The sequence below is a fragment of the Acidimicrobiales bacterium genome (assembly GCA_035294085.1).
GTDB lineage: Bacteria > Actinomycetota > Acidimicrobiia > Acidimicrobiales > Bog-793 > DATGLP01.
Genome location: DATGLP010000018.1, coordinates 27,694 through 44,563, shown reverse-complemented (window position 1 = coordinate 44,563; position 16,870 = coordinate 27,694). Strand labels below are relative to the sequence as shown.

Here is a 16,870-nt window from a genome sequence, read left to right as displayed (position 1 = left end):
GCCGGGGCCGCCTGGCCCCGGCCGGCCGAGGCGGGCCGGCGCACGGCGGGGGGTCTGACCGGGTCGTCGAGCGCGACCGAGCGCTCGCGAGGCCGAGCCTGGCGCTCGTGCGCCGATCGGTCGCCGGGGACGGCGTCCCGGGCGCGAGGAGGCCGGGTCCGGCCGTCGGCAGCAGGTCGCCTCGTCCTAGTCGACGATGTCGACGGTCGCGTCCGTCCCCTCGCGCGACGCCGCCGCGCGCACGAGGGCGCGCATCGCCTGCGCGACCCGGCCGCGCTTGCCGATGATCCGCCCCATGTCGGAGGGGGCGACGTGGAGCGAGAGCCTGAGGCCCCCGCGCGCCTCCTCGACCTCGACGACGACCGCGTCGGGCTCGTCGACGATCGACCGGGCCACGTGCTCGAGCACCGAGCGTGCGGTCCCACCGGCGAGGCGGTTCCCCGCGTCCTCGTCCAGCTCGTCGTGCGCCGCGAGCCCGGAGAAGTCCGGCTCCTCGAAGGTCGCGTTGGCCCGACCCTCGCCGAGGGTTGCGTCGTCGCTCATCGGCCGTCCCTCACCGCCCAACGTCCGGAGCGTGCGAGACCTCGGTCGACGCCGTCCCCGGGCGGCGGCGCGCCGTGAACTCTCCCCACACGCCTGCGATCTCGAGCAGCCTGCGCACCGTGTCCGTCGGCTGCGCGCCCTTGGCGAGCCAGGCGAGCGCCTTCGTCGAGTCGACGTCGATCGCCGACGGTTCCGCGCGCGGCGCGTAGGTGCCCACGATCTCGATGAAGCGACCGTCTCTCGGGGAGCGGCTGTCGGCTGCGACGATGCGATAGGTCGGCTGCTTGGTCTTGCCCATCCGCATGAGGCGGAGCTTCACGGCCACCTGGCGTCCTTTCTGTCTCCCGGTCTTCGTCCGCGCCCGGCCTCAGCGCCCGGCGCCCTTCAGCGAGGCGCTCGTCCGCCCGCCCTTCTTGCGCTTGGCGCCGCGCCTCCCGCCTCGCGCCAGCCCGGCGAGGCCCGAGGAGCGCATGAGCCGCTGCATCTCCTTGAACTGGCGCAGGAGGTTGTTCACGTCGGTCGCCGTCGTCCCGCTGCCTGCCGCGATGCGCGCCCGGCGCGAGCCGTTGATGATCGTCGGGTCGTCGCGCTCCTCGGGCGTCATCGAGCGGATGATCGCCTCGACGCGCGTCACGTCGCGATCGTCGATCGGCGCGTCCTTCAGCTCCTTCGGCAGCCCGGGGAGCATCCCGATCACGCTCTTCAGGGGACCGAGCCGCTTCATCTGCTGGAGCTGCTCGTGGAAGTCGTCGAGGGTGAAGCGCCCGGCCTGCAGGCGCTCCATGGCGCGGGCCGTGACCTGCGCGTCGTAGGCACGCTCGGCGCGCTCGATGAGGGTCAGCACGTCCCCCATCCCGAGGATGCGGCTCGCCATGCGGTCGGGGTGGAACTGCTCGAAGTCCGCGACCTTCTCGCCGGTCGAGACGAAGGCGATCGGACGGCCGAGCACCTTCTTCACCGAGAGGGCGGCGCCGCCGCGCGCGTCGCCGTCGAGCTTCGTGAGGATGACCCCGTCGAGGTCGAGGGACTCGTGGAAGGCGATGGCGGTGCGCAGGGCGTCCTGGCCGGCCATGGCGTCGAGCACGAGGAAGCGGTAGTGGGGGCGAACCGCCTCGGCGACGCGCCGCACCTCGTCCATGAGCGCCTCGTCGACGGCGAGCCGGCCCGCGGTGTCGATGACCACGACGTCGCGGCCGACGCGCTCTGCCTCCGCGACCCCCCGGCGCGCGACCGTGACGGGGTCGCTCGGCTCGCTGAACACCGCCGCGCCCGCGTCGCGACCGAGGACGCGCAGCTGCTCGACGGCGGCCGGCCGCTGGAGGTCGGCGCCGACGAGCAGCGGGTGCCGGCCCTGCTGGCGCAGGTAACGAGCGAGCTTGGCGGCGGCCGTCGTCTTGCCCGACCCCTGGAGGCCGGCGAGCAGGATCACCGTCGGCGGACGCGAGGCGAAGGTGAGGCGGAAGGCCTCGCCGCCGAGGACGGCGGTGAGCTCCTCGTTGACGACCTTCACCACCTGCTGGGCCGGGCTCAGGCTCTTCGAGAGCTCCGCCCCCGTGCAGCGCTCGCGGATCGCGGCGACGAGGTCGCGCACGACGTCGAGGTGGACGTCCGCCTCGAGGAGGGCGACCCGAATCTCGCGCAGCGCCTCGTCCACGTCGGCCGCGGCGAGCCGGCCGCGGCCCCGAAGGCGCGTGAAGATCTGGTCGAAGCGATCGGCGAGGGTCTCGAACATGCGAGGGACAGGTTACCCGGCGCTCGACCAGGGGCCGCTGTGCCTCAGCCGAGGAGCGCGGCGGCGAACTCGCCGGGGTCGAAGTCGACGAGGTCCTCGGCTCGCTCGCCGAGGCCGACGAGCTTGATCGGGATGCCGAGCTCGGCGCGGATCGCGAGCACGATCCCGCCCTTCGCCGAGCCGTCGAGCTTCGTGAGGACGACGCCGGTCACCCCGACCGCCTCGCTGAACTCGCGCGCCTGGGCCAGGCCGTTCTGGCCGGTCGTGGCGTCGATGACGAGGAGGACCTCGGACACCTTGCCGGGCGGGCGGTCGGCTACCCGGCGCACCTTGCGCAGCTCCTCCATGAGGTTGACCTTCGTGTGGAGGCGGCCGGCCGTGTCTGCGAGGACGACGTCGGCGCCGCGGGCCGCCGCGTGCTGGATCGCGTCGAAGATCACCGAGGAGGGATCCGCCCCGTCGGCCCCCCGCACGATCTCGCTCGAGGTCCGCTCCGACCACAGGGTCAGCTGATCCCCCGCCGCGGCGCGGAACGTGTCGCCGGCCGCGAGCACGACCGAGCGCCCGGAACGTGCGAGGCGCGCCGCGACCTTGCCGATCGACGTCGTCTTCCCCGCGCCGTTCACGCCGACGAACAGCCACACCGCGGGCGCGCCCTCGAGCGACAGCGAGCGGTCCTCGCCCGCGAAGAGGGCCACCACCTCCTCGCGCAGCGCGTCGAGGAGGGCCTTCGGCTCCGCGCCGACCCGGCCGGCGCGCACCGCTTCGCGCAGGCGGTCGAGCAGGCGCCTCGTCGTCGGGAGGCCGACGTCCGCCAGGATGAGCGCCTCCTCGAGCTCCGCGAAGGCCGCCTCGTCGACGCGCTCGCGCCGGCGGAGCGCGGCGAGCGAGGCGCCGAGCGCCTGGCGAGCCGCGCCGACCCGCTCGGCGAGCCGCGGCGGCTCGCCAGCGGCCACCTCGGCTGGCGGCGCCGGCGGGCCAGGCGGCGCTGGCGCTGCCCGGGGCCGGCGCCGGCGCAGCGCGACGACCCCGCCGGTCGCGGCGAGGACGACGAGGACGGCGAGGACGATCGCGATGACGAGGATCGTCACGAGACCTCCGCCTGCTCGAGGACCTCGGGCGCGCCCCTCGGGCGCCGCAGCCGCTCGCTCACCACCTTCGTCGACCCGCCCGGCTGCATCGAGACGCCGAAGAGGGCGTCGGCGATCTCCATGGTCTTCTTCTGGTGGCTCACGATGACGAGCTGCGCCTCGGCGCGGAACTCCTCGAGCAGCGCGAGGAAGCGCGCCAGGTTGACGTCGTCGAGCGCGGCCTCGACCTCGTCCAGGAGGTAGAAGGGGGAGGGCCGGCTCCGGAAGACGGCGAAGAGGAAGGCGAGCGCGGCGAGCGAGCGCTCCCCGCCCGACAGCAGCGACAGCCGGCGCACCGTCCGCCCAGCCGGGCGGACCTCGAGCTCGACGCCGGTCGACAGGAGGTCCTCGGGGCTCGTGAGGTGCACCCGGCCGGTCCCGCCCGGGAAGAGCGTCGAGACGAGCGCGGCGAAGTTCGCCTCGACGTCACGGTAGGCGGCGGCGAAGGCCTCGACGATCTCGGCGTCGATCGCCGCGATGACCTCGTTCAGCTCGCGTCGCGCCCGCCGGACGTCCTCGAGCTGGGACTCGAGGAAGGCGTGGCGCTCGCCCAGCGCGGCGAGCTCCTCGGCGGCGAGCGGGTTCACCGGCCCGAGGGCGGCGAGCGCGGCCTCGAGCGCCCGGCAGCGACCCGGGGCGTCCGTGCCCTCGGGGAGCTCGGGGCAGGGCGCCGCGAGCGCGTCGTCCGGCTCGACGCCGAGCTCGCGCCGCAGCGTCTCGACGGCCGCCTCCCGCCGCACCCGGGCCTCGGTCTGCTCGACCTCGAGGCGCTGACGACGCGCGCGCGCCGTCGCGAGCGCCGCCTCGAGGCGCGCCCGCTCGGCGCGCAGGTCGGCGAGACGCTGGCGGCGGGCCGCGAGGGCGGCGACGGCGGCCTCGTGGCGCTCCGCCAGGACGGCGCGCGCCGCCCCGGCGCGCGCCTCGAGGGCGTCGAGCGACGAGAGCAGGGCGGCGAGGCGTGCATCGTCGCGCCGGTGCTCGTCGCGGCGAGCCGCGGCCCGCTCGCGCTCGGCCGAGCGCTCGGCGAGCTGACCCACGCAGGCCGCCTCGCGCGCTCGAAGCAGCGAGCGGCGCTCCTCGAGCGCCGCGGCGCGCACCTCGAGGTCCCGTCGGAGGGCGCCGAGGGCACGCACCCGGGCGTCGAGCGCGCGCCGTGCCTCGGCGGCCTGGCGCGCCCTGGCGAGCCGGGCCTCCTCGAGCCCCTCGAGCTCGGCGAGGCCGCGCTCGGCCTCGGCGAGGCGCCCCGAGAGCGCCGCGACGGCCTCCTCGCCGGAGCGTTGCGCCGCCCGGGCGGCCTCCTCCTCGGCGCGCACCGCGGCGAGGAGCTCTCCCGAGCGCTCGAGCGCCTCGAGGTGGCGGCGCTGCTCCGCGGCGAGCCGGTCGAGGTGGCGGGTCGCCTCGCTCGCCGCCCGGCGTGCCCGCTCGAGCCGCTCCCTCGCCCGCTCGTGCGCCGCCGCGGCCTCGCGCGCCCGCCCGGTCGCGGCCTCGAGACGCCGTCGCGCCGCCTCGAGCGCGGCGCGCGTCGCGCCGGCGCTACCCGCCCCGACCCGCCAGCCGAGCGGCGAGAACCGGTCCCCCTCCGAGGTCACCACCGTCCACGTCGGCGCGCGCCCCGCCACCTCGAGCGCGGCCGCGAAGCCCGCGTCGCACAGGCACACGCCGGCGAGGAGCTCGTCGAGGAGCGCCTCGAGCGCCGGGTCGCCGCCACGCACGAGCCCGCGCAGCGCGACGGTGCCCGGCGGGGGCGGCCCGGCCGGGGCCCGGCGCGCCGCCAGGCCGCCGAGGGGCACGACGGCGCCGCTCGCGCCGGTCGATCGGAGGCGCTCAAGGGCGGCTCGAGCCGCCGACGCGTCGCGCACCACGACGGCGTCGAGCACCCCCTCGGCGGCCGCCTCGAAGGCGTGCAGCGCCCGCTCGTCGACCTCGACGAGGTCGACGAGCGTGCCGAGGACGCCCGGCGCGTCGGCCAGGCGCGCGAGGCCGGCGCGGGCGTGCGCCTCGGCGAGCGCCTGCTCGAGCGCCTCGACGCGGCCCCGGGTCGCGAGGCGCTCCTCGTCGGCGCCGCGCAGCGCCGCCGCCGCCTCGAGCTCGCCGGCCGCGGCGCTCGCCTCCTGCGCCGACGCCTCGCGCTCGGCGGCCACCGCCCGGTCGAGCTCGGGAGCAAGCGCCTCGAGCGCGGCGCGAGCCGCCTCGGCGAGCCCGGCGAGCTCGTCGGCCCGGGCCGCGAGCGCGCCGGCGCGTTCGGCCGTACGCGCCTGGGCCTCCCGCAGGCCCGCCAGCTCGGCGCGCAGCTCCGACGCCGCGGCGCGCCGGGCGGCCGTCTCCCCGGTCGAGAGGTCCCCCGCCTCGGCCTCGGCGAGGCGGTGCGCCTCGAGCGCCTCGGCGAGCGCGGCCTCCTGGCGGCCGAGGTCCTGCCACTCCGGCTCGAGCGAGGCGGCGTCCGCCTCCACCTGCACGAGCTCGGCGCGCACCGCCGCGAGCTCGGCCTCGAGGTCGCGCAGCCCACCGGCGTCCTCGTAGGCCCGCGAGAGCGCGGCGAGGGCGCGTCGTCGCTCCGTCGCGAGCGCCGCGAGCCCCCGGGCGCGCTCGCCGAGGCGGTCGAGGCGCGCGAGGAGGGCGGACGTCTCGTCGACGTCGCCCTCGGCGAGGGCGTCCTCGAGCGTCGCGAGCCGCGCCTCGAGCGCCTCGAGCTCGCCCTCGGTGCGCTCGAGCTCGGCCGCCGTCTCGTCGGCCTCGGCGCGCGCCGCCTCGAGGCGCCCGGCGAGCTCGAGGAGCTCCCGGCCCGCGAGGTGGACCCGCAGCGCTCGCAGCTCGGCGGCGAGCTCGTCGTGACGGCGGGCCGCCTCGGCCTGGCGCTCGAGCGGCTTCAGCTGGCGCCGGACCTCGCGGAGGAGGTCCTGCACCCTCGCGAGGGAGGCCTCGCTCGCCTCGAGGCGCCGCTCGGCGCGCTCGCGCCGGCGGCGGTACTTGAGGACGCCGGCCGCCTCCTCGATCACCATCCTGCGCTCCTCCGGCCGAGCCTGCAGCACGGCGTCGAGCTGGCCCTGGCCGACGATCACGTGCTGCTGGCGGCCCACGCCGGTGTCCGAGAAGAGCTCCTGGACGTCGAGGAGGCGGCACGGCACGCCGTTGATCGCGTACTCGCTCTCGCCGCTGCGAAACAGCGTGCGGGTCACGGTGACCTCGGTGAAGTCGATCGGCAGGCGGCGCGAGGCGTTGTCGATCGTGAGCGAGACCTCGGCCCGCCCGAGCGCGGGCCGCTTCGCGCTGCCGGCGAAGATGACGTCGTCCATGCGCGCCGAGCGCACGACGCGCGGACCCTGCGCGCCGAGCACCCAGGCGACCGCGTCGACGACGTTCGACTTGCCCGAGCCGTTCGGGCCGACGACGACCGTGATGCCGGGCTCGAGCTCGATCGTCGTCGGGTCGGCGAAGGACTTGAAGCCCTTCAAGGTGAGCGACTTGAGGTACACGGCGCCGCCACGCTACCGGCTGCACGCGCGCCCACGCTGCCATGCCCGCCCGCGCGCCCGCGGGCGGCACCCGCCCGACATATACGGGGGTGGGGTATGCTTGGGCGGCGGAGGGAGGTGCCATGGCCGAGACGATCACCTACCGGGTCCCCGGGATGAGCTGCGAGCACTGCCGGGCGGCGCTGTCGTCGGCGCTTCGCGCCGAGGCCGGCGTCGACGGCGTGGAGGTCGACCTCGAGGCGAAGCTCGTGACGGTGAGCGGCGCCCGCCTCGACGACACGGCGCTGCGCGCCGCCATCGTGGCGGCCGGCTACAAGGCCGAGTGACCGACACGCTCGCCCCCGTCCCGAGCCGCACCGCCGACCAGCGGGTCGAGCTCGCCATCTCGGGGATGACCTGCGCGTCGTGCGCGGCCCGCATCGAGCGTCGGCTCAACAAGCTCGAGGGCGTGCGCGCGAGCGTCAACCTCGCGACCGAGCACGCCGCGGTCACCTTCGACCCGACGCGCGCCGCGCTCGGCGACCTCATCGCCGCGGTCGAGGCCGCCGGCTACGGCGCGACGCCGGTCGAGGTCGCGACGACCGGGGACCCCGCCCGCCCCTACCTCGCGCGCCTCGCGACGGCCGTGGCCGGCACCGTCCCCCTCGCCGTGCTCGCCTGGGTCCCCGGCGCGCGCCCGCCGGGATGGCAGTGGGTCTCGCTCGCGCTCGCGACCCTCGTCGTCTTCTACGCCGGCTGGCCCTTCCACGCCGCCGCGCTCGCCAACGCCCGCCACGGCGTCGCGACGATGGACACGCTCGTCTCGCTCGGCACGCTGGCGGCGTGGAGCTGGTCGGTCGTCGTGGTCGCGGCGGGCATCCCGGCGAGCGTCTACTTCGACACGGCCGGGGCGATCACCTCCCTCATCCTGGTCGGCCGCCTCCTCGAGGCCAAGGCCAGACGCCGGGCGAGCGAGGCGGTGCGGCGCCTCCTCGAGCTCGGCGCGAAGCAGGCCAGGGTGCTGCGCGCCGGGCGCGAGGTCCTCGTACCGATCGCCGAGCTCGCCGTCGGCGACCGCTTCGTCGTGCGCCCCGGCGAGAAGGTTGCGACCGACGGGGTCGTCGTCTCGGGCACCTCGGCGATCGACCGCTCGATCCTCACCGGCGAGGCCGTCCCCGTCGAGGTCGGCCCCGGGGACGAGGTCGCCGGCGCCACGCTGAACACGTCGGGCCGCCTCGTCGTCGAGGCCACCCGGGTCGGCTCGGCGACGACCCTCGCGGAGATCGCCCGCCTCGTCGCGCAGGCCCAGGCGGGGAAGGCCCCCGTGCAGCGCCTCGCGGATCGCGTCTCGGCGGTGTTCGTGCCGGCCGTCGTCGCGCTCGCGGCGCTCGGTGCCCTCGGCTGGCTCCTGCTCGGGGGCGTCTCGGCCTCGGCGGCCCTCGCCGTGGCGGTCGCGGTCCTCGTCGTCGCGTGCCCGTGCGCGCTCGGCCTCGCCACGCCGACCGCGCTCAGCGTCGGCACCGGCCGCGGCAGCGAGCTCGGCATCCTCCTCAAGGGACCCGAGGTCCTCGAGCAGGCCCGCAGGGTGACGACGGTGGTCCTCGACAAGACCGGCACGCTCACCGAGGGGGCGATGGCCGTCTCGGCGGTCGTGCCGGCGCCCTCCTTCGACGAGGAGGCGCTCGTGCGCCTGGCGGCCGCCGCCGAGGCCCCGAGCGAGCACCCCATCGCCCGAGCCATCGCCGCCCACGGGCGCGAGCGCCTCGGCGACGTCCCGCCCGCCGACTCGTTCGCGGCGACCGCGGGGCTCGGCGTCGAGGCCCTCGTGGACGGCCGGACGGTCGTCGTCGGCCGGCCGAGCCTGCTCGAGCGGGAGGGAGAGGGCCGCCCCGAGGCGCTCGCCGAGGCGGCGTCCCGCCTCGAGGCCGAGGGTGCCACGGTCGTCGCCGTCGCCGTCGACGGCGTGCCGGCCGGCCTGCTCGCGCTGGCCGACCGCGTGCGGCCGACGAGCCGGCACGCGCTCGACGAGCTCCGCCGGCTCGGGCTCACGCCGGTGCTGCTCACCGGCGATAGCGCCCCGGCGGCGCACGCCGTCGCCGCGCAGCTGGGCGTCGAGCGGGTGCTCGCCGAGGTGGGGCCCGAGGGCAAGGCCGCGGCGATCGCGCGCCTCCAGGACGCGGGCGAGGTCGTCGCGATGGTCGGCGACGGCGTGAACGACGCCCCGGCGCTCGCCCAGGCCGACCTCGGCATCGCCCTCTCGACCGGCAGCGACGTCGCCATCGAGGCCGCCGACGTCACCCTCGTCGGCAAGGACGTGCGCGCCGTCGCCGACGCCATCCGACTCTCGAGGCGGACCCTCGCCACGATCCGGGCGAACCTGTTCTGGGCCTTCGCCTACAACGTGGCGGCGATCCCCCTCGCGCTCGCCCGGGTCGTGAGCCCGATCGCCGCAGCGGCGGCGATGGCCGCCTCGAGCGTCCTCGTCGTCGCGAACTCGCTGCGCCTGCGGCGCTTTCGTGCCGGGGCGGCGCGCTCGTGAGCGCGTCGGCCGCCGGCGGGCGCCCCACGGCTCCGCCGCCCCCGCCGCCGTACGGCTACGGCGCGGACAAGGACGCCCTCCTCCGGCGGCTGCGCCGCATCGAGGGCCAGGTGCGCGGCATCGCGCGCATGGTCGCCGAGGACCGCTACTGCATCGACATCCTCACCCAGGTGGCCGCAGCGGCCACCGCCCTCGAGGCGGTCGCCGTCAGGGTCCTCGACGACCACGTGAACCACTGCGTCGAGCGCGCCCTCGCCTCGGGCGACGAGGCGGCCGCGGCGGCCAGGACGCGCGAGCTCCTCGAAGCCGTCCACCGCTTCACGCGCGCCCGGTGAGGCCTGCAGGCGATGGCACGGCGCGCGTTGCTCTAGCGTGAGGGCGTGGCGGCGGGTGCGGGCGGCGACGGGGAGCGGCGATCGGGCCCGACGGAGGCGACGACGGTCGAGTGGCGCCCCGTCCAGGCCGAGGAGCTGCGCATCTCGCGCGTCGTGGACCGCCCGCTCGGCGAGCTCGGGGGCATCATCCGCATCCGGCCGGCCGAGCTCATCCGCCTCGCCTACGGCGAGACGAGCGGCGACGAGGCGGTCGTGCGCCTCCCGCTGTCGGACCGGGTGCCCTGGCTCGCCGTGCCGGTCCGCATCGAGTGCTGGACGCCGAGCCCGCAGCCGGCGGGCGACGCCATCTCGCTGCGGTGGCGGGCGGCGCGCCTCGCGAGCTCGTTCCCCGAGATGGAGGCCGACCTCCAGGTGCGCCCGGAGGGCGAGGGGCGCACGAGGCTCGTCCTCGACGGCCGCTACCGGCCGCCGCTCGGGCTGCTCGGCCTCGTCATCGACCGGCTGGTGGGCCGCTACGTCGCCACCGCCATCGCGCGCCACTTCGTCGAGCAGCTGGCCCGCCACGTCGAGCGGTCCGCCGACAACGGCCCGTCCGCCGGCGCCGGCTCCTCCGCGCCCTGACCGGGCGCGGGCTCACGTCGCGCGCGCGCCCTCGATGGCCGGCTTCCCGCCCGCCGTGACCACGAGGCGGTCCCACATCCCGGCGATCTCGTGGCCCGGCACGAGGCAGGCGACGCGGTAGGCGCCGGGGCGCGCGGCGACGAAGGAGAACGACCCCTCCCCGCCCGGCGCGAGCCCCTCCGTCGCGTTGGCGACCGACGCGCCGGGGAAGGCGAGGCGCCCGCTCGCGGTGACGACGGCGCAGGAGTGCGTGAGCGTCGTGGAGGCGTTCTCGCAGGTCACCTCCACCCGCCAGCCGGCCGGGACGGTGACGGTCATCGCCCCCTTCGCGGCGCCGTCGAAGTTGAAGCCGCCGTTCACCCCGTTGGCCGCGGCGACGAGGAGGAGGTGGACGGTGCGCGCCGAGCGGTCGACCGACAGCGGTGGCGACGCGCCCGTCCCCGCCACGGTGCCGCCCGACGAGCAGCCGGCGAGGAGGGCCGCAGCGCCGGCGAGGAAGGCGCCGGCGCGCCAGGGGGTCCAGCGCCGCCTGCGCACCGACGCGAGGCTAGCCGAGGCGCTCGGGACGGCGACCCTCAGCGCTGGCACGCCGGGCAGAAGTGGGCGGAGCGTCCGGCGATCCTCGCGCGCACGACCGGGCGGGCACAGCGCGGGCACGGAGCGCCCGCTCGGCCGTAGACGGCGTGGCGATCCTGGTAGGCGCCGGGCTCGCCGCCGAGGTCCCGGTAGCGGCCGTCGCGCAGCGACGAGCCGCGCGCCGCGACGGCCGCCGAGAGCACCTCGGCGATCGCCGCGGCGAGGCGCGCCGCCTCGCGCGCCGAGAGCGAGTCGGTGCGGCGCCCCGGGGCGAGGCGAGCGGCGAAGCAGATCTCGTCGGCGTAGAGGTTGCCGATGCCGGCGACGGCGCGCTGGTCGAGGAGGAAGGCCTTGAGGCTCGTGCGCCGCCGGGCGAGGAGGCGCCGCAGCAGCGCCGTCGGCAGGCCGTCGGCGAGCGGGTCCGGACCGAGCGTGCGAAGCTCGGCGGGCAGGCCGCTCGCCGGGTCGAGCGGCGCCACGAAGAGCTCGCCGAAGGTGCGCGGATCGACGAAGCGCAGCTCGCTCGCGTCGTCGAGGCCGAGCACGACGTGGGTGTGCGCGACGCGCGGCGCGCCCGGGGGCACGAGGAGCAGCTGGCCGCTCATGCGCAGGTGGCACACGAGCGCCTCGGCCGGCCCGCGGCCGGGCGCGAGGTCGACGAGGAGGAACTTGCCGCGCCGCCGGGCCGCGACGAGGCGACGTCCGACGAGCGCGGCGCGAAACGCCGGCGCGTCCTGGCGCCGGACCGAGCGGGCGCCGAGCACCTCGACCGCGACGACGCGCCGACCGAGCACGGCCCGCTCGAGGCCGCGCCGGACGGTCTCGACCTCCGGCAGCTCAGGCACGCTCGCCGGCCGCGAGCACGGCGAGGCCCTCGTCCGCGGCGGCGCGCTCGGCCGCCTTCTTCGAGCGGCCCTCGCCGTGGCCGACGACGCGCCCGCCCACGGCGACGCTCGCGCGGAAGCGCTTCGCGTGGTCCGGGCCCTCGTCCTCGACGCAGTAGCTCGGGGGCTCGAGGCCGAGGCGCGCCGCGAGCTCCTGGAGGCGGTTCTTCGCGTCGCCGAGCGCCGCGGCGTCGCGGGGGGCCGCCGCGAGGCGCTCGCCGAGCAGGTCGAGCACGAGGGCGCGTGCCGGCGCGAGACCGCCGGCGAGGTAGGTCGCGCCGATGAGCGCCTCGAGGGCGTCGGCGAGGATCGATGCCTTCGAGCGCCCGCCGGAGGCCTCCTCGCCCCGCCCGAGCAGGACGGCGTCGCCGACCCCGAGCTCGGCGGCGGCCTGGGCGAGCGTCCCGGTGCTCACGATCGCGGCGCGCATGCGCGCGAGGTCGCCCTCGGGCAGGTCCGGGTGGGCGCGGTAGAGCTCCTCGGTCGCGACGAGGCCGAGCACGGCGTCGCCGAGGAACTCGAGACGCTCGTTCGACTCCTCCCCGGGCGCCTCGGCGCAGTAGGAGCGGTGGGCGAGCGCCCGGTGGAGCAGGTGCGGGTCGTCGAGGTAGCCGGCGAGGCGCCGGGCGAGCGCCTCGGGCCCGCCGGCACGCCCCGCCCCCGGCTCAGGCGCCGGCGCGGGCACCGCCCGGCGGAGCCTCAGGCCGCACCGAGCTTCGCGCTCACGTAGTCGACGGCGTCGCGCACGGTCCGGAGGTCCTCGAGGTCCTCGTCGTCGATGCGGAAGCCGGCGACCTTGTCCCGCAGCTCCTCCTCGAGCGCCTCCACGAGCTCGATGAGCGCGAGCGAGTCGGCGTTCAGGTCGTCGGCGAAGGAGGAGGACTCGCTGATCGCCGACGGGTCGATCTCGAGGATGTCGGCGAGCTGGGACCGCACGAGCTCGAGGACCTCGCCCCGGGACATCGGGGTCGCGGTGGCCGGTTCGGGCACGAGACGCCTCCTTCGCTCGTCACGCCCGCGCCCCAGGCGGGCGCAGGCCGCGGCGATGTTACCGGCTGGGCGGCGCCGAGGTCGCCGGCCCCGAGCGCCGATCAGCCGCGCTCGGGCGCCACCGCGGCGCGCACCTTGCCGACGAGGTCGACGCTCGCCATCTCGGCGGCGACGCGCGCCGCGTTCACGATCGCCCGTGCCGAGGAGCTGCCGTGGCTGATGACGCACAGGCCGTCGACGCCGAGCAGGATGGCCCCGCCGGTCTCCTCCGGGTCGACGTGGCTCGCGTACGGCAGGAGCGCCGGCACGAGGACCTCGCCCGCGGCCCTCGCCTCGGGGCTGGAGGCGATCACCGCCTGGAGCAGGCCCATGAAGGCCTCGAGCGCGCCCTCGAGCGCCTTCAGGGCGACGTTGCCGGTGAAGCCGTCGGTGACGACGACGTCGACCCGCCCCGCGAGGAGGTCCCGGCCCTCGACGTTGCCGACGAAGCGGATCCGGGGCGCCGCGGCGAGGAGGGCGTGCGCCTCCTTCACGAGCGGACTCCCCTTCGTCGGCTCCTCGCCGATCGACAGCAGGCCGACCGACGGCTCCTCGATGCCGTAGCGGATGCGGGCGAAGGCGGTCGCCATCTGGGCGAACTGGACGAGCCACTCGGGGGCGCACTCGGCGTTGGCGCCGGCGTCGATGAGCACGGTGGGCGTGCCGCCGATGACCGGCAGCGGCGTGGCGATGGCGGGGCGCGCCACCCTCGGCAGGCGGCCCAGGCGCAGCAGGGCGGCCGCCATCGCCGCCCCGGTGTTGCCGGCGCTCACCATGGCGCACGCCCGCCCGTCGCGCACCGCCTCCGCGGCGCGCACGAGGGTGGCGTCCCGCTTCGTACGCACGGCGCGCGCCGGGTCCTCGTCCATCGCGATCGCCTCGCTCGCCGGGATGACCTCGAGGCCGCCCACGTCGCCGAGCGTCCCGTCCGTCGGGCCGACGAGGACGACGGGGATGCCGTGCTCCTCGTGGGCGCGCCGCGCCCCGGCGACGATCTCGCTCGGCGCCTTGTCGCCGCCGAGCGCGTCGATCGCGACGGGGAGGATCAGACGACCTCGATCGCCTGGCGGCCCTTGTACCAGCCGCAGCTCGGGCACACGACGTGCGGGCGCTTCGCCTGGCGGCACTGGGGGCAGCGGCTGAGCGCCGGGCGCCCGAGCGTCCAGGCCGAGGCGCGCCGGCTCCGGCTCTTGGACTTCGAGGTCTTCTTCTTCGGGACTGCCATCGCGCTAGTCGTCCTCTCGCGTCGCGTCGCCGGGAGCGCCCGTCGAGCGGCCGCCGGCGAGCGAGGCGAGCACCGCCCACCGCTGGTCTCGCCCCGGGGCGCACCCACAGCGCTCGAGGTTGCGGTTCGCGCCGCACGCCGGGCACAGGCCGCGGCACCCCTCCCGGCAGAGGGGCGCCAACGGGAGGTTGAGGATACACGCGTCGTGGACGACGGGCTCGAGGTCGAGCTCGTCGGGGCCGAGCGGGTAGGTCGTGTCGGGGTCGCCGGCCTCGACGCACCACTCGCGCACCGCCACGACGAGCTCGCCGCCGGCCGGCTCGAGACAGCGGCGGCACGGGCCCTCCCACGGTGCGCGGACCGTGCCGGTGACGAGGACGCCGCCGTGCAGCGCCTCGAGGAGGCCGTCGAAGCGCACCGAGCGCCCTGCCGGCACGTGCGAGCCGCTCACCTCGAGGCCCTCGACGACGCCCTCGAGCGCGAGGCGCCGGCGCGCGCCGGGCTCGCGCCGGACGGCGGCGACCTCGACGACGAAGCTCCGGCCGGCGCGCAGCCTCGCGAGCGGGACGCTGGGCGATCTCACGTGCGGTCCTGGTCGAAGAAGTGCTCCTCGCCGGCGGGCGTGGTCCCGGCCGGCTCGGCCGCCTCGTCCACCCCCGAGGGCGCGAGCCGCTCGCGCCCGGCACGCACGGCCCGCATCGTGCGGTCGAGCACGATCTCGAACGCCGCCAGCTTGCGGTCGACGTAGTCGTCGGCCTCGCGCCGGATGCGGCGCGCCTCGGCCTCGGCGTCCTGGAGCAGGCGCTCGGCGTGCAGCTCGGCCTGGCGCACGACCTCCGTGCGCTGCACGAGGTGCGCGGCCTGGGCGCGCGCCGCGGAGAGGATCTCCTCCGCCTCGAGGCTGGCGCGGGCCCGAACCTCGTCGCGCTCGGCGAGGACGCGGCGCGCCCGCTCGAGCTCGGCCGGCAGGGCCTCGCGCGCCCGGCCGATGAGCTCGAGCACCTCGTCGCGGGCGATGATCGCCGAGGTCGACAGCGGCATCGACTTCGCGCGCTCGATCAGCCCGGCCAGCTCGTCGAGGAGCGCCGCGCACGCCCCCGCCGCCTCCCCGGCGAGCGGCGAGGCGAGGTGGTCAGCCACCGAAGCGCTCCTTCATCCGGCGCGCGACGGGGTCCGGGACGAAGGCGCTCACGTCGCCGCCGAAGCGGGCGATCTCCCGCAGCAGGCGCGACGCGATGAACGACGTCGTCGCCCCGGTCGGCAGCAGGAGCGTCTCGATCCCCGAGAGCTGCTGGTTCATCTGCGCCATCTGCAGCTCGTTCTCGAAGTCCGACACCGCGCGCAGCCCCTTCACGATCACGTCGGCCGAGACGTCGCGCGCGACATCGACGACGAGGGTGGACATCGAGACGATCGACACGTTCGGCTGGTGCCCGAGGCACTCCGCGATGAGCGCCTCGCGCTCGGCGGCCGAGAAGAGCGGCTCCGCCTTCTGCGGGTTGCGCAGGACGGCGACGACGACGCGGTCGAACAGACGAGCCGCCCGCTCGACCACCTCGAGGTGGCCGTTGTGGAACGGGTCGAAGGAGCCGGGGAACAGAGCGGTCGTCACGGCCCGACCTCGGCGCCGGCCGCCTCGGGGGCAGTCACCACGGTGAGGAGCGTAGTTCCATAGCGGTAGGTGCGGTGCACCTCGAAGCGCCCCGGGACGTCGAGCGGGCGCGAGGACTCGAGCACGGCGAGGCGCGCGTCGAGGCGGTCGAGCAGCGCCGGCCAGGCGGCAAAGCCGTAGGGGGGGTCGACGAGCGCGACGTCGTAGCGCCGCTGCGAGCGGGCGAGGAAGGCGAGCGCCTCGCAGCGCACGACGCGTACCCCGGCCTGCCCGGCGAACCCGCAGCGCTCGAGGTTCGCCGAGATCGCCTCGAGCGCCCGGCGCCCGGACTCGACGAAGGTGACCGAGGCGGCCCCCCTCGACAGCGCCTCGATACCGAGCGCCCCCGAGCCGGCGAACAGGTCGAGCACGTCGGCCCCCCCGAGCACGCCGAGCGCGGCGAGGACGTCGAACATCGCCTCCTTGACGCGGTCGGCGGTCGGGCGGACCCCGCTCGAGCGGGGGGCGCGCAGCGACCGGCCCCGCGCGCTCCCGGCGATCACCCGCACCGCCGGCAGGCTAGCGACCGGGGCAGCCGCCTCAGCCGCGCTGGTCGCGCCCGAGGGCGTGGTGGAGCACGCCGTCGTAGCAGACGAGGCCGATGACCGCGAGCGGCCCGGCGGGGCCCTCGCCGATCGCGACGCGCTCGGGCACGACGCCCCACACCTGCTCGCCGGCACGCGCCCACGCCTCGAGCGCCGCGACGAGCTGGTGGGTGCCGCGGCGCGCCGCGCACACGACGAGGCCGCGGCGCGTCCTCGCCGGGACGAGGTCGACGGTGACGGCGACCCGGCCGAGGTCGGTGCCGCCGACGCGCGTCGCGATCGCCACCGAGCGCGCCTGCTCGACCACGGTCCGCACGATCTTCTCGTCGCCCGCGCCCGGCGGCGTGTCGACGACGACGACGCCGGCGTCGAGGCGGTCGATGACGCGGCCCGCGAGGTGGGCGGTCGGCGCCCTGACGAGCTCCACCCCCGGGACGGGGGCCGCCTCGAGCCACTCGCTCGCGCTCGCCTGCGGGTCGCAGTCGACGAGGGTCACCGGCGCGTACCCCGCGCGCACCGCCGCGGCGGCCAGGTAGACGGCGCTCGTCGTCTTGCCGACCCCGCCCTTCAGGTTCGCCACGGCGATGACCGAGCGCACCCCACCACCT

General features: G+C 77.0%; 20 protein-coding genes. 4 read left to right on the top strand and 16 right to left on the bottom strand.

The features are described 5' to 3' along the window. Positions 1-186 precede the first annotated feature (186 nt). Genes VKV23_06205 through smc form a run of 5 tightly spaced genes read right to left on the bottom strand, consistent with a single transcriptional unit; the run spans position 187 to position 6,878 of the window. Positions 187-543 (bottom strand): KH domain-containing protein, encoded by a 357-nt coding sequence (locus tag VKV23_06205; protein ID HLI15627.1) that lies wholly within the window; start codon positions 541-543, stop codon positions 187-189. 10 nt (positions 544-553) lie between these two features. Then, the gene (rpsP, locus tag VKV23_06200; protein ID HLI15626.1) at positions 554-868 is read right to left on the bottom strand and encodes a 30S ribosomal protein S16; all 315 of its coding nucleotides are present in this window, start codon (positions 866-868) and stop codon (positions 554-556) included. 42 nt (positions 869-910) lie between these two features. Then, the gene (ffh, locus tag VKV23_06195) at positions 911-2,275 is read right to left on the bottom strand and encodes a signal recognition particle protein (GenBank protein HLI15625.1); all 1,365 of its coding nucleotides are present in this window, start codon (positions 2,273-2,275) and stop codon (positions 911-913) included. Positions 2,276-2,319: 44 nt separating this feature from the next. Further along, on the bottom strand, positions 2,320-3,366 hold the full coding sequence (gene ftsY, locus VKV23_06190; GenBank protein HLI15624.1) for a signal recognition particle-docking protein FtsY: 1,047 nt from the start codon (positions 3,364-3,366) through the stop codon (positions 2,320-2,322). Beyond that, positions 3,363-6,878 (bottom strand): chromosome segregation protein SMC, encoded by a 3,516-nt coding sequence (smc, locus tag VKV23_06185; protein HLI15623.1) that lies wholly within the window; start codon positions 6,876-6,878, stop codon positions 3,363-3,365. The genes ftsY and smc overlap by 4 nt, the downstream gene beginning before the upstream one ends. A 122-nt stretch (positions 6,879-7,000) precedes the next feature. Between smc and VKV23_06180 the strand changes: the two genes are divergently transcribed. From VKV23_06180 to VKV23_06165, 4 genes are read left to right on the top strand one after another with little or no spacing between them, the layout of a single operon-like run. After that, entirely contained in the window at positions 7,001-7,204 is a 204-nt protein-coding gene (locus VKV23_06180; protein ID HLI15622.1) for a heavy-metal-associated domain-containing protein, read from the top strand. After that, positions 7,201-9,396: a heavy metal translocating P-type ATPase gene (locus VKV23_06175; protein ID HLI15621.1), complete on the top strand. Its 2,196-nt coding sequence runs from the start codon at positions 7,201-7,203 to the stop codon at positions 9,394-9,396. The genes VKV23_06180 and VKV23_06175 overlap by 4 nt, the downstream gene beginning before the upstream one ends. Beyond that, positions 9,393-9,731 carry a metal-sensing transcriptional repressor gene (locus VKV23_06170; protein ID HLI15620.1) on the top strand — a complete coding sequence of 113 codons (339 nt, stop codon included), beginning with the start codon at positions 9,393-9,395 and terminating at the stop codon, positions 9,729-9,731. The genes VKV23_06175 and VKV23_06170 overlap by 4 nt, the downstream gene beginning before the upstream one ends. Before the next feature lie 45 nt (positions 9,732-9,776). Further along, a complete protein-coding gene (locus tag VKV23_06165; GenBank protein HLI15619.1) occupies positions 9,777-10,352 on the top strand; it encodes a hypothetical protein in 576 nt (191 codons plus the stop codon). A 12-nt stretch (positions 10,353-10,364) separates the two neighbouring features. Here the strand turns inward: VKV23_06165 and VKV23_06160 are convergent, their stop codons facing one another. From VKV23_06160 to VKV23_06110, 11 genes are all read right to left on the bottom strand, one after another. After that, the gene (locus VKV23_06160; protein ID HLI15618.1) at positions 10,365-10,889 is read right to left on the bottom strand and encodes a sulfocyanin-like copper-binding protein; all 525 of its coding nucleotides are present in this window, start codon (positions 10,887-10,889) and stop codon (positions 10,365-10,367) included. A 38-nt stretch (positions 10,890-10,927) separates the two neighbouring features. Then, positions 10,928-11,773: a bifunctional DNA-formamidopyrimidine glycosylase/DNA-(apurinic or apyrimidinic site) lyase gene (gene mutM / locus VKV23_06155; GenBank protein HLI15617.1), complete on the bottom strand. Its 846-nt coding sequence runs from the start codon at positions 11,771-11,773 to the stop codon at positions 10,928-10,930. Continuing rightward, the gene (rnc, locus tag VKV23_06150; protein HLI15616.1) at positions 11,766-12,497 is read right to left on the bottom strand and encodes a ribonuclease III; all 732 of its coding nucleotides are present in this window, start codon (positions 12,495-12,497) and stop codon (positions 11,766-11,768) included. The genes mutM and rnc overlap by 8 nt, the downstream gene beginning before the upstream one ends. Before the next feature lie 14 nt (positions 12,498-12,511). After that, positions 12,512-12,802 (bottom strand): acyl carrier protein, encoded by a 291-nt coding sequence (locus tag VKV23_06145; GenBank protein HLI15615.1) that lies wholly within the window; start codon positions 12,800-12,802, stop codon positions 12,512-12,514. Positions 12,803-12,903: 101 nt separating this feature from the next. Then, complete coding sequence (plsX, locus tag VKV23_06140) at positions 12,904-13,938, bottom strand: phosphate acyltransferase PlsX (protein HLI15614.1); 1,035 nt, start codon at positions 13,936-13,938, stop codon at positions 12,904-12,906. Then, the gene (rpmF, locus tag VKV23_06135; GenBank protein HLI15613.1) at positions 13,887-14,066 is read right to left on the bottom strand and encodes a 50S ribosomal protein L32; all 180 of its coding nucleotides are present in this window, start codon (positions 14,064-14,066) and stop codon (positions 13,887-13,889) included. The genes plsX and rpmF overlap by 52 nt, the downstream gene beginning before the upstream one ends. Positions 14,067-14,070: 4 nt before the next feature. Continuing rightward, positions 14,071-14,649 (bottom strand): DUF177 domain-containing protein, encoded by a 579-nt coding sequence (locus VKV23_06130; GenBank protein ID HLI15612.1) that lies wholly within the window; start codon positions 14,647-14,649, stop codon positions 14,071-14,073. Further along, positions 14,646-15,206 (bottom strand): hypothetical protein, encoded by a 561-nt coding sequence (locus VKV23_06125; GenBank protein HLI15611.1) that lies wholly within the window; start codon positions 15,204-15,206, stop codon positions 14,646-14,648. Before VKV23_06125 ends, VKV23_06130 begins: the two co-directional genes overlap by 4 nt. Next, positions 15,199-15,678: a pantetheine-phosphate adenylyltransferase gene (gene coaD / locus VKV23_06120; protein HLI15610.1), complete on the bottom strand. Its 480-nt coding sequence runs from the start codon at positions 15,676-15,678 to the stop codon at positions 15,199-15,201. Before coaD ends, VKV23_06125 begins: the two co-directional genes overlap by 8 nt. Continuing rightward, positions 15,675-16,226: a 16S rRNA (guanine(966)-N(2))-methyltransferase RsmD gene (gene rsmD, locus VKV23_06115; GenBank protein HLI15609.1), complete on the bottom strand. Its 552-nt coding sequence runs from the start codon at positions 16,224-16,226 to the stop codon at positions 15,675-15,677. The genes coaD and rsmD overlap by 4 nt, the downstream gene beginning before the upstream one ends. Before the next feature lie 31 nt (positions 16,227-16,257). Then, a complete protein-coding gene (locus VKV23_06110) occupies positions 16,258-16,860 on the bottom strand; it encodes a ParA family protein (GenBank protein HLI15608.1) in 603 nt (200 codons plus the stop codon). Positions 16,861-16,870: the final 10 nt, after the last annotated feature.